The organism is Spirochaetae bacterium HGW-Spirochaetae-1 (genome assembly GCA_002839375.1).
In the GTDB taxonomy this organism is placed as follows: Bacteria; Spirochaetota; UBA4802; order UBA4802; family UBA5550; genus PGXY01.
The window spans coordinates 401820-417242 of the sequence record PGXY01000007.1 but is presented as its reverse complement, the minus strand read 5'-3'; the positions used below and the strand labels follow the sequence as shown (position 1 = coordinate 417242).

The window sequence follows — 15423 nt, the reverse complement described above, 5'->3', positions numbered from 1 at the left end:
TTTGTAATGTATATGCTGTCATCCGCCGAGAGAAAGACCCCGGCGAAGATATCCTTCCTGTTTTCCGGATTCATCGCCGCCACCCCTGCGAGGGGTCGAAGAATTATCAGTTCTTTACTCCTCAACTACTACTGATGTTTAAAGCCCCCTCCGGGGGCGGCGAAAGAGCCTGTATGTATACTATAGATTAATTCGCCGGGGGGCGGGATTGATATTAACGATTATTCAAATTCCCCTCCGGGAAATTTAGGGGGGGTATCCCCTTCCTGAACCGGTCGAGGTTCGCCGTGAAATCTTCCGATGAGAGGGGGCGGGAGAGGAGATATCCCTGGTAGTATTCACAGCCATGCTCCCGGAGGAAGTGAAACTGTTCCGCAGTCTCCACTCCCTCGGCAACGACCTTGAATCCCAGGTTATGTGCCAGGTCAATGATGGTCGTTGCCAGCGTGGCCGCCATGGCATTGCCGGGCAGGTCTATTACGAAGGTGCGGTCTATCTTCAGCGTGTCAATGGGGTAATCCTTGAGTTTACTCAACGAGGAATAACCGGTGCCGAAATCGTCGATGGAAATGGCTATTCCCATTTCGTGGAGCTTTCTCAGTTTTCCGATGCTGTCCTTTTCATTTTCCATGATACCGCTTTCCGTTATTTCCAGCTCCAGCAGTGAAGCGGGAAGTCCCGTTTTTTCAAGTCTCCTGATGATTTCCGGGATCAGCTCCGGATGGCTGAACTGAAAGGGTGACAGGTTTACGGCTACTCTGAGCGGCGGGTCATTGTCCACGTGCCACAACTGGTTCTGGATGCATGACTCTTCCAGGATGAACATTCCCAGGTCGATTATCATGCCGTTTTTTTCAGCAATGGGAATGAACTCTGCCGGGGGGATGAGTGTGTCGGTTTTGCGATGATGCCATCGCATGAGGGATTCCATGCCAATTATGACGCCGTTTGCGTCGAACTTGGGCTGATAGTGTGAGAAAAAATCCTTCTTTTTAATGGCTGTCTTTATTTCGTTCTCAAGTTTCATGCGGGTCATCATTTTCTGATTCAGTTCTCTGTCGAAATAATGGAACCTGTTGTGCCCGCTGTCCCGCGCAACGAACATGGCCGACTCGGCGTTTTTTATCAGGGCTTCGGCGTCGCTGCCGTCGTGGGGGAAAATGGCAATGCCGATACTGGTGACGATGTCGATGCTCTGATTGTTGACAAGGAAGGGACGGCTGAAGATGGCCCTGGTTTTCTGGGCGATGGTGTCGATGTTTTCAATATTTGTTGTGTTGTCACCGCCGCCGATATCGGAGAGAAGAATGATGAATATGTCCTCGGCAAGACGGGAAACCATGTCGTTTTTAAAATAAACCTCATCGAGCTCCGAGGCCACGGTGTAGAGAAGACGGTCGCCGAAAACGGGGCCGAAGACATTGTTCATCTGTTTGTAGTTGTCAAGGCCTATACACATGATGGCGAACCGTTTCATTCGCATGAGCTCGACGGAAAGCCTGTTTTTAAACATCTCCCTGTTGGGCAGCTCGGTGAGGGGGTCGAAAAAAGTGAGCCGGTAGAGCTGGTCCTCGGCGTTTTTGCTTCTGGTGATATCATTGATGATGACGTTTACCGCGCCCGTCTGGAGATTGGTTCTGGCGGTCAGGGCTCCCCAGAATGTGGAACCGTCTCGGCGTGTGAACATCATCTCTTCGTTGTCAATAAGTCCATTCGAAGAAACCTGTCTTTTTATATGCTCAAGTATTTGAGGGTTTGCAATGAGGCTGAAAATAGTTTCACCGATTAATTCGTTTTTTAACTGATACCCGAACATGCCGCAGGTCATCTTATTTACCGTCAGTATGGTGCCGGTGTCGGCCTCGAGGGATGCCATCCCCACCAGCGCTGAGTCGTAGAGCATGCGGTATTTTTCCTCGCTGTATTTCAGGGCAGTGCGGGCCGATTTAATTTCGGAGATATCCTTCAGGTTTACGATAATGCCGTCAATGGGCGGTATATTGAGCCTGCAGCTGATGCTTGCTTCCATATAGTGCCATGAGCCGTTCTTGTGCCGCATCCTGAATTCTTCCGTGAAAAACATGTTCCCTTCCCGGATTCGTGTCGTGCACCGGTCCATGAGAGGCTGTATTTCATCGGGATGAAGGTACCGGCTGGCATTTTCTCCTGCCAGTTCATACGGTGAATAGCCCATGATTCTCTCGATGGGGTGGCTCATGTATTCGATCTCGCCGGTGCGTGAAATAAGGGCGATTGCCTCGGAGCTGTGTTCGACGATGGCTCTGAATTTTTCGCCGTTTTCCCTCACGGCCTCTTCGGCCAGGACGCGGTCGGTAACATCGATGGAATTCATGACAAAGCAGATCGTTTCATCCAGGTCATCGGCGATTTTATTCATCTCTGTTTTGAAGAATCGCCAGGCGCTGTTGCGGTTGCAGAAACGGATGGTGATGACCGCGTCGGGTTCTTCCGGTGTTTTACGCTCTTCAAGGATTTTTTTCATACTTTCGGCATCATCGCTGTGAATATAATCATTGATGTTTTCACCGATGAGCTCGAAGGAATTATACCGCAGAACTTTTTCCGATGAATCGCTGGCATATAGTATGGTTCCGTCGTTGGCAATGATGGAAATGAGCTCCGATGAGTTCTGGAGGAGGACCCGGTAATATTTTTCCGTACGGAGAAAGGCCTCCTCACTTTTTTTCTTCCAGGTTGTGTCGCGGATGATGCCCAGGGTGCCGATAAAGTCCCTGTCAGATGTGGTATGGAAATTGTACAGGCCCAGGGAAATGACTTCGCCGTTCCATGTCTCGGGATTGGTGCCAGGGGCCGCTTTCAGCCTGAGGCGGAGATTTTTTGTTATCCTTTTACCGTTACGCCGTTCATCAAAAAGTCCGGGAGAGCCATCGGCTCCTGTTTCCCTTCCCACAAATTGCGGAAGCACCGTGGCTCTCTGAATGTCCTGAAGGTCATCGGGGTGAATGATGGAACTGAAGTGACACCCAAGGAGCGCCCCCCTGTCATATCCAAGCCTCTCAACGGCATCATTGAGATAGAGGAAATTCCCCTTATGGTCAATTTCATAAACGATATCGGGAAGGGACTGTAGAAGGGTTTTGTACATATTCGGTTGTGTGTTCATTCTGATGCCCCGATAGTAGTGCTTTTTTAATAGTAACATATTAATAGTGCATAAACAATCATTTTGCAAGCATGAAAAATCATTGTTTATGCACTATCAGTACGAAAGCCTTTCCTTAAAGTAATAGTCAATACTATGCTGATGGAATTTGATTTTCAATAAAAAAATTATAATATATAAATTAAATGCCAAATCAAGGGTCAGAGCCCGGTATGAGCAATTGGTTTGATCAATATATTACTATTATCATAGTCATATTTAACTGTATGTTTAAGTAATGTTATTGACATACCAATAGACAGTTGATATATTGACATTGGATAGGTGTAAAATGAACTTATATATCCGATGGTTTCCCCCGGTTTCCGCAGGGAAATAAAAACAGAGTTCGTCGGATGTATTTGAAAATCCCTATAAACACAAAGGAGGGTGTGTAAAATGAAAGTAACAGTAGACGGAATCCTGGGATCGGCACGGAGGATTAACAATCAGCGGCAGGTTGAAGAGGATGCGGGCAGCACCAAAAAGAAAAAAGATATTAAAACCGATTCTGTGACCATTGGCTCCAGAATAAACTCCCGCCTCGATTCCATCGAGACGGAACTTCGCGACATCCAGAACTCGCTCACCAAAAACCAGATTGTCAAAGACGGCATCGATCAGTTACAGAAAGATATTTCCCGCGGCAGCACCGGTCAGCAGGCCATTCTCGCCGACGTCACCTTCAATAAAAAGCAAGTCCTGCTGGACTATGTTGGTGAACCCTTTACCGGCGATACGCTGACGAAGAAATCAGAACAGATCAACCTCGATATAAGCGGCGATGTTTCACGACTGAAAAAACTGCAGGTCGAGGTGGATAACATTATGGCCTCCAACCTTGCCGGCGCCGAGAAGGTGGAGAACCTCATGGGCAACATCAACACCGTGGTTTCCGGCGTGGATGCATCCCACCTGGAAAACATTTCACGCCTGAGCCCCGACGCGGTGATGAAGCTGATACGCTGACCTCACCCCCGGCCCCCTCTCCGGAGCGGAGAGGGGGAGCTAAAATGATTACCCCCGCCTGAATGCATTTTAATGCATTGCCAGATAAATTCATTCATAACTATTATAATTACATACATTAGAATAGGTATATTTATCGCTGGATATTTTTTAATGATACCCCATCTCCCTGTGGGAGAGGGGGCAGGGGGTGAGGTCAATCAGTCCGTGCGGCGCTGCATGATTACTGTGGATTGTTTGTTTTTACGGCCTTAACCTTGAAGACCTTGATGGAATCATAATTGAAATCATCGGTAAAAAGAATTTCTTTCCCGTTTTTAATGGTGATCTTATCAATTTGAATGCTGGCATTTCGGTTGCTGATGGCGAACCGTCCCTCCATGTTTTCAACGGGGAGTTCAAAAGAAATTACGGGTTTGCCGTTTATGTTAAGAGTTGCTTTCTTTTCGTCAAAGGTGATTTTAATTGCATGTTTTTCATTATAGTTGAGACTATAATCAACACCCTGTAGTTCCTTTATTGTATAATTGAACTTGGCATTGAACGGGAGAGCGTCATTTTTACGCTGTGATTGAATAAGGCTTATCCTGGTTATCTTTTCCGCTGAACCGGTAAGTTTAAAAGCGTAAAAATTGTAATAGTAATGCAGGTGGGGACTATTGACAAGAAAAGCAAAAAGTATTTCAACGGGTGTGCGCTTTACATTAAAAATTTTAATATCGGCACTATAGTTTGTATATTGGGGATAGCTGTCAACAGTAACCAGGGTATTATAGTTCATCAATTCATGATAGCCCCAGATGCTCGACCTGCCGCGGTTTTCCGTAAGGAGTGAGTCCTGAACAGTCCAGTAGCCGGCAATGCGATACCATTTTGCTTGTTCCTCTGCATTGGAAATTGTAGTCATTCTCAGTGGCTTTATATCATCCTTTGCTGAAGATGAGCAATTAATCATGTTTATCGTTATTGCCAGTGCTATTAATAATCTGTTCAGATTCTACTCCTATTTATCGCTGATTTTTTTATCAAAAATTTTAAATAATTTATTTTGCCACACCATAAATATTATATGTTTCTGAACTGCCCTCATTCAAAGATAAAGTATCAGGATTAGTATCATTATCTACATCAATTTGAGCAGCTCCCCCTCCAAGGTCGCATTCTCCCCACCCATGGGTAGCATTTACTTTTTTAAAATTGCTGTAATCAGTATCAGCCAAATTTTCATTCCAGACAACGTCGCTTTCATCTCCGGAGTAATCCACCCAGCGAATATCTGTTGCCGTATTGCTGCTCACATTTTTCCATCGAAGCTCAGTATCCCCCACACACCCAACCATCACCATCACACCCACCAGAATCCCCAGTAATATCCCATATTTTTTCATAGCGTATTCTCCCGATATTTTCGTAAGATTTTTTATCATGTTTTAATACTAATTAAGATATATGCCTCGTCCCGATTTTCCAAGTCAATAATTAAATTTGGGCGATAAATTATTTTATGTACACTTATTAAAATCAGGTTTTATCATGTCAACGTGGTGGAAAACCTGGTTTTACCACCCCCGGTGCCGCAAGGGAACTCTCAACTTGTTATTTTTAAAATTTCTCTTATTCCTGCTTGACGCGTTTCGGGAATGGTGATTTTTAATAAGGCATGCTTTTCCCGGAAAATGCTATAAGAACTGGCGGATCTGAAAATGAAAACATTTCGACAATATTTTGCAGTTTTATGCACGATCCTGTTTTTGCTTACGGTGAATTCTGCCGCGGCTCAGGAAAAGGAACCTGCCGCAGGTGATAAAAAAGAACAGATTATAGAAGAAAAAAAAGCTATTCCTGAAGCGACTGAAAAAAAGGCCGATTTGGCAGACAAGAAGCCTGCAATGGAAGCTGAGAAAAAAGCCGATGTGAAAACCGCTGATACGGCAAAGCCCACGACAAAGAAAGCCGATGCAAAGCTCCCCAAATCCGTGAAAGCGCCTGCGAAAAAAACAGCCCCGAAAACGAATAAAGCCGCGAAACCGGCAGCGAAAAAAGCTGATAAAAAGGCCGCCGCTCCTGTAAAAGGAAAATCGAAAAAAGATAAGGTGAAAACCGATAAAGCCCCGGAGACTGCGATAAAAAAACCCGATGAAAAACCTGCGAAGACTGAAAAAGCGACGGTGTTAAAAACTGAGGAAAAACCTGAAAAAAAAGCGACACCGGATAAAGAATCCAAAAAAGACATTTTAACGGATGTTGAAAAAGCGCCTGATAAAGAACCGGAGAAAAAAGAGGAAAATGTCGCTGATAAAAAAGAAGAAGCTGTTGCCGATAACACGACGGCGCAGAAGCCGCAGATCATCGTTATAAATCCCGGCTCGGCCGACGCCGCTGCCTGGTCGTCAACGTGGGGGCCCCTGATTGACGGCGCCGCAATCTATGCCTGGGGCAGGGGCCAGAATCTTTACATGAAGGAAGACATGGGTCCTGTTGTGGATAAAATGGCCGCTTTTGTGTCCCTTCACGGCACCTATGTCACGGTGAAGGACCTGAGAACCTCGGGGATGTACATTCTCTGGCTCGACCTGGTGTCCTTCCGCAATCCTGATTCTGCGCAGTTTCCCTCGACATTAAAAATTTTTATCAGGAGCCGCCGTCACGACTACCGTCTCATGCGCACCTGTTCCTTTCCACATGCGGGGGGCGAACTTCTGCGGATTGAGATACCCTTTGAGATGTCCGCTGAAGGGGAAATAACTATTCTCTTCAGAGAGCTGTCTCCCATGAAAAGGACCTGGGGTATCTGGGACATGATCATCACCGATACCCGGGAACTGCCCCTTTCTCCGGACTATTACCGGCAGATCCATGAGCCCGTGAAACTGCCGGTGAAGGAGAAGATTCTGGAGTAGACATATTAAGAAATAAGGGATATCTTTTCAGAGGTTTCCGGGGATCATTCCCCAGCCCCTTAAAGGGGCGGCGAGAGGGGATACATAACAAAAGGGCCTGTTTTCGCCGGGGTCTTCCGGGTGAAAGTGTAGAAGTGAATAGCCTTTATTGTGTTTATGTAAATTTGAATAGTTATAGCATCCGACACTTTTGTAAAAATATTTTTAATGGGATAAAATTTTTTTGACAATAAAAAGAGCATGTTTGTAAGTTGATTTCAGTAGCAATTATTTAAAAAAATATTTTTCATTCTTATCTTTCTTTTATTATTATATTAAAAGTGAACCTTTGGTAAGGACGGGCTGAAGGTGAGTGCTGGTTGTTTCATTTTATGGAAAAGGTACCCGGACAGGTCATTTAGCTGAAATGGACGGTTCAGTATTCGGCAATGGGACAATGAAAAATAAACTTTAGAAATGCAGGGTGATATCATGTCGAACGAACACGAAAGCTACGAAAAAGAATATGACGATCACGTATACGAAGACGAATATTATGAAGAGCATTACGACGAGGAAGAACTGGTGGATGATGATGATCTCGTTGACGACGATGCTGACGATCTCGAAGCAAATGAAAAAAAGATTCATGTGAGCTATGCCTGCGAAGACTGTGATTATCGCTGGGATGATATAATAATTAAGAAAAAGGATGATTATGTTGAGGAGGTGGATGAAGCCGACGTCATCTGTCCCATGTGCGGTTCTCTCAATATCGAGCAGATATGACCAGCCGTTCCATTGTCATCAGGGGAGCCCGCGAGCATAACCTGAAAAACATATCACTGGAAATCCCGCGGGATAGTCTGGTGGTAATGACCGGTCTTTCCGGTTCCGGAAAAAGCTCCCTCGCCTTTGACACGATCTACGCCGAGGGTCAGAGGCGATATGTTGAGTCCCTCTCCTCGTATGCGCGCCAGTTCCTCGGCCTCATGGAAAAGCCCGATGTCGATTTCATCGATGGGCTTTCCCCGGCCATCTCCATCGAACAGAAGACCACGCACCGTAATCCCCGATCAACCGTGGGGACCGTTACGGAAATATATGATTATTTCCGTTTATTATACGCCCGCATCGGTGTTCCCTACTGTCATGAATGCGGCAAGCAGATATCGTCCCAGTCCCTGGACCAGATAGTGGAGTCCCTCATGACGCTTCGTTCGGGAACGCGGATACAGGTCCTGGCGCCCGTGGTCCGCGGCAGAAAGGGCGAGCATGCCGATAAGTTTGAGCATGCCCGGAAAGACGGATTCGTCAGGGTCAGGGTGAACGGTGAAATTCTCACCCTGGAAGAGACTATCAAGCTCGATAAAAACAAAAAACATTCAATAGAAATCGTCGTGGACCGCATCGTCATCAAGGACGGTATCCGTCCCCGCCTGGCCGACTCCATTGAGACGGCCCTGTCTATTGCCGACGGACTGGTACTTGTTTTACTCAAGGATGACGAGGAGAAACTTTTCTCCACGAGCCTCTCCTGTCCCGATTGCGGTATATCCATTCCGGAACTCTCGCCGCGCATGTTTTCCTTCAATAGCCCCTACGGCGCCTGCGAAAAGTGCAGCGGCCTCGGTTTTATCATGCGTTTCGATCCCGAACGAATAGTCTCCGATCCCGACAAATCACTCTACGACGGGGTGCTTGATGTATGGGGGAAGACCACGAGCTACTGGTATATTGAACAGATAAAGTCCCTGGAACGGGGCCTGAATTTTGATGCGCACATGCCGTGGAAGAAGCTGCCCGAACGGATAAAAAAGATCATCCTCTACGGCTCCGGCGGTGAGCGCATGAATTTCAATGTGAAACGCGAGAACCTGGAGTTCAAATTCAACCGTTCCTTCGAGGGGGTCATTCCCAATCTGGAGCGCCGCTATCGTGAAACAAAGTCCGATGAAATGCGTGAATGGATGGAAGGATACATGGCCAACCAGGTATGCGACAGCTGTAACGGCAAGCGGCTGAAAAAGGAAAGTCTTTCAGTAAAAGTGGCGGGCAGACCGATCGACCAGGTGACGGCCATGTCTATCAGGCAGTCCCATGACTTTTTCGGGTCCATGGCCCTTTCTCCCACGGAGGAAAAAATATCCCGCCAGGTGCTGAAGGAAATCAGGACCAGGCTTAAATTTCTCAACGACGTGGGCATAGAATACCTGACTCTTGACCGGGCGGCCGGAACCCTCTCGGGCGGCGAATCACAGCGCATACGCCTGGCCACACAGATCGGCTCGAGCCTCACGGGTGTACTCTATGTACTGGATGAGCCCAGCATCGGCCTGCACCAGCGCGACAACCAGAAGCTCCTTACCACCCTGAAGCACATGCGGGACCTGGGCAACACGGTCATTGTCGTTGAACACGACGAGGAGACCATTCGCGAGGCCGATTACGTCGTGGACCTGGGACCCGGGGCGGGGCTTCATGGCGGCTACGTTGTGGCCACGGGAACTCCCGCGGAAATCGAGGCAAACATGGCTTCGATAACCGGCGATTATCTCGCAGGCAGGAAGTCCATTCCGGTACCGCAGGAACGGCGTGAGTCCCGGGGGCATATAGAAATAACGGGAGCAGCCGAAAATAATCTGAAAAAAATTGATGCCCGGTTTCCCCTGGGTGTTTTTACCGCGATTACCGGTGTTTCCGGTTCGGGAAAATCCACCCTGGTCATTGAAATTCTGTACAAGGCGCTCTCAAACCTGCTCATGCGCTCCCGGGAATATCCCGGCGCCTTCGATAAGATAACGGGCATTGAGGAAGTGGATAAAGTCATTGATATAGACCAGTCGCCCATCGGAAGGACGCCCCGGTCCAATCCTGCCACCTATACCGGGCTCTTTACTCCCATTCGTGATCTTTTTACCAGGCTTCCCGAGTCAAAGGTACGGGGATATAAGGCCGGCCGCTTCTCCTTCAATGTTGCCGGGGGCCGGTGCGAAACGTGCCAGGGAGACGGCGTCAAGAAGATAGAAATGCATTTCCTTCCCGACGTCTACATTACCTGCGAGGTGTGCAAGGGAAGGCGGTACAACCATGAGACCCTGGAGGTCCGCTACAAGGGAAAGAACATATACGAAATACTGGAGATGACCGTCGAGGAGGCCCTGGAATTTTTTGAAAGCATTCCAGCCGTTAAAAGCAAGCTGGATACGCTGAACAAAGTCGGGCTGGGTTATATCAAGCTGGGACAGCCCGCCACGACACTTTCAGGCGGTGAGGCACAGCGTGTCAAGCTGGCCACGGAGCTGTCAAAGCGGGCCACGGGAAGGACCGTGTATATTCTCGATGAGCCCACAACGGGACTGCATTTCGCCGACATACAGAAGCTTATTGATGTGCTCAATTCCCTGGTGGACAAGGGCAACACGCTCATTGTCATAGAACATAACCTCGATGTCATTAAAACGGCTGACTGGATCATCGATCTGGGCCCCGAAGGCGGTGACGGCGGCGGTACCATCGTGGGTGCGGGAACGCCCGAGGAAATAGCCAGGATGAAGGAATCCTACACGGGACAGTTTCTCAAGCGGATATTCAGCAGGCGCTGAGGATCAGTCCTCCTGGTCCCGGAGACACTGGTTGATGCATTTCTCTATTATTTCCATCTTTTTCTGAGGGCTCAGGTTCAGCAGATTTTTCACACCCTTCAGTATCTTCTCCCTGAATTCCATGGTGGTCTCAAAGATATGTACATCCAGGTTTTCCAGTTTGTTGACAACAGCAGCATTTTTTGAAGGTATCTTTATCCCAAGCAGCGGCCCACGGGCCATGAGGAGCTGGTTGTGATTGATATATTTGAGGCAGAGGCGGTCGCAGCCTATTTCCAGGCGGCGCAGCTCCCGGAAATTGGTGTATTTCCGGTCCTGAATATAACTCCATTTCCTGGGATTATCCGTGACCTGTACCGAAATGCAGTTGTCTGAAGGAGATTCCAGTACTCTCACATAGGTGTTATTGAATTTATACGAGGATAGGAGCCCGAAGAGCGTTTCATCAGAGTCCCTTGTGTATATTGTGTGTTCCATGGCCATTATCACTATGAATATAATATATACAATAAATGAAGGACAGATAGGCCTGAGCATATACGGAGTCAATGAAATTTCTTAATTTTTTTAAATTTATGAAATGCAAAATTATATAAACAAATTTGACGAAAAAAAGGGGTCAGAGCCTCATTGCAAATAAAGCTTGCATCTTTTAAAAAGTCCTTTTAAAAAGACATAATACGGTCCGATAATGTTAAAAGATATTATCATTGGTGCGCATTTTTTCAGAGCAGAATGAAATAACTCCGGATTTCACAGAACATGGGAAAAAGAAAAATAACGGCACTTATACTATTTGTGTTCCTGGGCATCGCCGCGGAAAATCTTTTTTCGCAGTCCAGGGATTTCGTGAAGTTCGAGACTGCCAAGGTCCAGTTCCGGAAGGGGATGGAGCACTATAACAAGATGCATTACCTGGCGGCCGTGGAATTTTTTCGAAAAGCTATTGCCATCTATCCCGACTACTTTTCAGCCCGTGATTACCTGGTACGGTCATATAAGCTTTCAGGATTTGTCGATCCGGCCATGCTGGAATTGAAAGTGCTCAATGACATGTTTCCCGACAATGTGCTGGCAGCCTCGAGGCTTGAGAGCCTGCAATTCAGGGACAGCCTCATGGAAGAGCAGGGAAGCCTGGCTACGCTGGTATATAATAACACCCTGCATTCCTATCGCATGAAGCGTTTCAATTTTGCCCAGCCCGTTGATCTCGCCGTGGATAATGAGAAAAATATCTATATAACATCCTTCCCCGGCGGGAAGCTGGTGAAAATAAACGCCAACGGTCAGGGAGAGTTTACCAGGACGCCTTCCCTGGACGGCCGCCTCTACGGCCTTGATTACCGTAACGGAAAGTTAGCCGTAGCTGATTTCAAAAATGACATGATATTCCTTTACAACACGAAAGGCACCATCGAGAGCAAGATAGGAAAGAGCGGGAATAACGGCGGGGAGTTTCACGGTCCCGAAGGAGTATGCTTCAGCCCTGAGGGTCATCTCTATGTAGCCGATTCGGGAAATCACCGCGTCCAGAAATTTGACAGCCAAAACTCCTTCCTCTATTCCTTCGGCACCAAGGGGACCTATGAGGGGGAGCTGGATAATCCCAACGATATGGTGTGTCTCGGTAACAGGGTCTATGTAACCGATACCAATAATCACCGTATTGCCTGTTTTGATGATTCCGGCAATTTCATCGAGAATATCCTCACGGATCAGCTTGAGGTTCCCCGTGGGATCAGTTCGGCGGGAGACATTCTGCTCATTGCCGATGAGAAAAAGGGACTTCTTCAGTATAATACCGTATCGGGTGAAATAAACTGGTTTTACTCCTGGGAGAGCGAAAATAACGGGAGCAGGGATAACAATAAATTCGCACGTCTCATGTCCTCCGTTGTGGACCGGGACGGCCTTTTGTATTGTCTCGATTTCGACCGTCAGGCCGTTGATGTCTTCTCACCGGTACAGAAAAAATATGCCAATCTCGATGTGGAAATAGTGTCTGTCGATGTGAGCCGGTTTCCCATTGTTGCTTTTTATATCAATGTGAGGGACCGATCAGGAAATCCTCTCTACGCCCTGGACAGGAGCAATTTTACCATTGTGGAGGATAATGCTCCCATCACGCAGATTCAGACAAATTATCTGAAGAAGAAGGCGGTTTCAGTCTCCACGGTTCTCTGTGTGGACAGGTCCGAGGAGAATCGGGGTAACCGGAACGAGCTTGCCTGGCTGGCCGATTTTTATCTCAAAAAGATGAGGAAGAACGATTCGATCAGGGTGATGAACTTCAACAACACTTATTGGGAAGGCAGCCCCTTCGACTGGAGCAGAAGAAGGACCCTGAAAGCTGTCAAAGAAGGTGAATACGATAAGGGTAAAAACATGGGATCAGCCCTGTACAACGCCGTTACCGACCTCATACCCCGTTTGAACCGCCGGGCCGTTATCATGATCACCGACGGTACAGTTGCAGAGAATTCATTTACCCAGTATTCGGTTCGAACCGTAATCCAGTACGCCAGGTCGCACTTCATACCAATCTATATCATTTCAGTCAAGGAACCCGACCAGTCCCTGGCCATGATCGCCCGCGATACGGGCGGAGCTGTTATCAGGCCTGCCCAAATGGATACGCTGCGCCGCCTCTATGATGAGGTGAAGCAATCCGAGGAATACCGCTATGTTCTCATTTATTCCACTTTTAAGATGCCGTCATTCCGGGGCTGGTGGTCCGATGTGAAATTAGAGGTGGATTACAAGGGAATAAAAGGCGTGGAATACGGAGGATATTTTGTACCAGAGCGCTGACGGTATGCATTATATAAGAAAGGAGATGGTGGAGTCCCTGAACAGGAAGGGTATCATTTCCAGCAATGTCCTTGAGGCCATGTACCAGGTTCCCCGGCATCTTTTCGTCTCCGAGGCCCTGAGATACAGCGCCTATAACGATTCATCTCTGCCTATTGGATTCGGCCAGACCATATCTAAACCATCGGTCATCGGACTCATGGTGCAGTCCCTCTCCCTGACCGGGATCGAGAGGGTCCTGGAAGTGGGGACCGGTTCGGGATATCAGACCGCTGTTCTTTCACGCCTTGCCGGGTCCGTGATAACTCTCGAGAGAATACGGGAATTGTCCATGCGCGCCAGGACGGTTCTGTCCGGCATGGACTGCCGCAACGTGAGCTTTCTCCATTCCGATGATTTCAACGAAGCCGAAGGGACCTTCGATGCGGTGATTGTCGCGGCAGGCGCCGATCTTTTTCCCCATGACATTCTTGCCAAGGTGCATGAGGGCGGGCGTGTAATCATCCCCGTGGGAAACGGTTCCGGCCATCGCATAATGAAGTATATCAGGCGTAATGACGGTTCATTCGCCGAGGAACATATCGGTCAGGCTACTTTTGTCCCTCTTGTCATGAGTTGATTTTTTCCATAAGCCAGTCCAGTGATTTTGTGAACTGCTTTTCCCCTCCGGCACTGTTGCCCTCATCGGGATAGACCTCGATGGTTTTGTCACAGAGAAGGTTGTTGAAGAGACCGAATATGCAATCCGGCGGAGACTGCGTGTCCCTGAAGCCCACGGTGGTCAGTACCGGGCACTGTACAAGATCCGCGAAATTCAGGGCGTCGAAATAGGTGAGGGTTGTTTTTATCTGTTTTTTCTTTCCCCTGGTCAGTGTTATGAAGTCATTGATTTCCCGGGCAGCTTCGCTGGTGGATATATTCTGGCTCAGGGTCAGGTTGCAGAACGACGGTGTATCCAGCACCAGGGACACGATGCGGTCCGAAAAGGCCGAGGCAAAGAGGGCAACGGCAGCCCCCAGTCCCTTTCCAATGATGCCGATCCGTCCGCAGTTGATATCCTTGATGAGTCTCAAGGTGTCGATGGATCGCAGGATGTCAAGGTAGACGGCCTTGATGTAATATGTTTCCTTGTCCAGGATGTTCTCTATAAGGTAGCCCGGGCTTGTCTGCTCGGTTTTTTCCGGTGCGGGCATGAAGTTGTGTCCCCGAAGTGTGGGAAAAAAATAAGCTGTATCGTGCCTCAGCAGGGCCGTATTGATCTCATGCACTCTGTTGTAATCATGTACATATATGATTACCGGCGGTTTTTCAACTTTTTTTGGTTTCAGAAGATACCCCGAGACCTGGGTCTTCATAAAGCTCCGGAAGGTGACGTCAAAGACAGAAAAGCTCCCGTCACTTTTTTTGCTGTTTTTTGTTACTTCCGGTTCCAGGGGAATTTTTTTCAGGTCCGTCATAGCCTTCTGCCAGAAATTCATAAAGTCCTTTTCACGGTCGAAGTCGGGGAGGTTCTGGAAATATCGGTCAAAATCCGTAAGTGCCATGGCGGCCTCAACCATTCGTCAATCTGATGAGAAGATCATTATTCACCATGAGAATAAAATAAATAAAGGCCGTTATAAATATGGTCAGGCCCAGCAGTGTAAGGCCGATGGCGGAATAATACAGCGGTCTTTTCAGAATAAATATGGCAATCTCCCGTTTTGAGAGGCCGTCCCTGCGAAGGGAGTATAACTTCCTGACGAAAAAAAATATCATTATAATCAATATGATGAATATTGACATATCTTTTATGATGAAATTGAAAGTGTCTTTCCGGGTCACAGCGAAGTATGAGAGAGGATAGATAATGATATCCATGACGATGAGAGACACCAGTGCAATGAGTACGGTGAAAAGAGCCAGAACGGCCAGTTCCTTTACCCGGTCAGGGATGCTGCGTTTTTCATAAAGTGAATTTTTATACATGGTCGCC

13 protein-coding genes are annotated in these 15423 nt (G+C 47.7%); 6 read left to right on the top strand and 7 right to left on the bottom strand.

All coding sequences use genetic code 11. The features are described 5' to 3' along the window. Nucleotides 1–214 precede the first annotated feature (214 nt). A complete protein-coding gene (locus tag CVV44_15365) occupies nucleotides 215–3184 on the bottom strand; it encodes a hypothetical protein (GenBank protein PKL37719.1) in 2970 nt (989 codons plus the stop codon). A gap of 399 nt (nucleotides 3185–3583) precedes the next feature. Here CVV44_15365 and CVV44_15360 point away from each other — a divergent pair, with 399 nt between their 5' ends. Then, the gene (locus tag CVV44_15360) at nucleotides 3584–4153 is read left to right on the top strand and encodes a hypothetical protein (GenBank protein PKL37718.1); all 570 of its coding nucleotides are present in this window, start codon (nucleotides 3584–3586) and stop codon (nucleotides 4151–4153) included. A 223-nt stretch (nucleotides 4154–4376) separates the two neighbouring features. Here CVV44_15360 and CVV44_15355 read toward each other — a convergent pair whose 3' ends face one another. Both CVV44_15355 and CVV44_15350 read right to left on the bottom strand, forming a co-directional pair. After that, a complete protein-coding gene (locus CVV44_15355) occupies nucleotides 4377–5060 on the bottom strand; it encodes a hypothetical protein (protein PKL37717.1) in 684 nt (227 codons plus the stop codon). A gap of 136 nt (nucleotides 5061–5196) precedes the next feature. Next, nucleotides 5197–5580, bottom strand: a complete 384-nt coding sequence (locus CVV44_15350; protein PKL37716.1) for a hypothetical protein — start codon at nucleotides 5578–5580, stop codon at nucleotides 5197–5199. A 276-nt stretch (nucleotides 5581–5856) separates the two neighbouring features. Here CVV44_15350 and CVV44_15345 point away from each other — a divergent pair, with 276 nt between their 5' ends. After that, nucleotides 5857–7053, top strand: a complete 1197-nt coding sequence (locus CVV44_15345; protein PKL37715.1) for a hypothetical protein — start codon at nucleotides 5857–5859, stop codon at nucleotides 7051–7053. 59 nt (nucleotides 7054–7112) lie between these two features. On the opposite strand, the gene CVV44_15340 is transcribed toward CVV44_15345, so the two are convergent. Then, nucleotides 7113–7295 carry a hypothetical protein gene (locus CVV44_15340; protein PKL37714.1) on the bottom strand — a complete coding sequence of 61 codons (183 nt, stop codon included), beginning with the start codon at nucleotides 7293–7295 and terminating at the stop codon, nucleotides 7113–7115. Nucleotides 7296–7617: 322 nt separating this feature from the next. On the opposite strand from CVV44_15340, the gene CVV44_15335 reads away from it, so the two are divergent. Both CVV44_15335 and CVV44_15330 read left to right on the top strand, forming a co-directional pair. Further along, a complete protein-coding gene (locus tag CVV44_15335; protein ID PKL37865.1) occupies nucleotides 7618–7821 on the top strand; it encodes a hypothetical protein in 204 nt (67 codons plus the stop codon). After that, the gene (locus tag CVV44_15330; protein PKL37713.1) at nucleotides 7818–10637 is read left to right on the top strand and encodes an excinuclease ABC subunit UvrA; all 2820 of its coding nucleotides are present in this window, start codon (nucleotides 7818–7820) and stop codon (nucleotides 10635–10637) included. Before CVV44_15335 ends, CVV44_15330 begins: the two co-directional genes overlap by 4 nt. Nucleotides 10638–10640: 3 nt before the next feature. On the opposite strand, the gene CVV44_15325 is transcribed toward CVV44_15330, so the two are convergent. Continuing rightward, complete coding sequence (locus CVV44_15325; protein PKL37712.1) at nucleotides 10641–11174, bottom strand: hypothetical protein; 534 nt, start codon at nucleotides 11172–11174, stop codon at nucleotides 10641–10643. Nucleotides 11175–11399: 225 nt separating this feature from the next. Here CVV44_15325 and CVV44_15320 point away from each other — a divergent pair, with 225 nt between their 5' ends. After that, entirely contained in the window at nucleotides 11400–13448 is a 2049-nt protein-coding gene (locus CVV44_15320) for a hypothetical protein (GenBank protein PKL37711.1), read from the top strand. Beyond that, entirely contained in the window at nucleotides 13432–14067 is a 636-nt protein-coding gene (locus CVV44_15315; protein PKL37710.1) for a protein-L-isoaspartate(D-aspartate) O-methyltransferase, read from the top strand. Before CVV44_15320 ends, CVV44_15315 begins: the two co-directional genes overlap by 17 nt. Here CVV44_15315 and CVV44_15310 read toward each other — a convergent pair. Beyond that, entirely contained in the window at nucleotides 14057–15007 is a 951-nt protein-coding gene (locus tag CVV44_15310) for a hypothetical protein (GenBank protein ID PKL37709.1), read from the bottom strand. The genes CVV44_15315 and CVV44_15310 overlap by 11 nt on opposite strands. Continuing rightward, nucleotides 15000–15416 carry a hypothetical protein gene (locus CVV44_15305; protein PKL37708.1) on the bottom strand — a complete coding sequence of 139 codons (417 nt, stop codon included), beginning with the start codon at nucleotides 15414–15416 and terminating at the stop codon, nucleotides 15000–15002. Before CVV44_15305 ends, CVV44_15310 begins: the two co-directional genes overlap by 8 nt. Nucleotides 15417–15423: the final 7 nt, after the last annotated feature.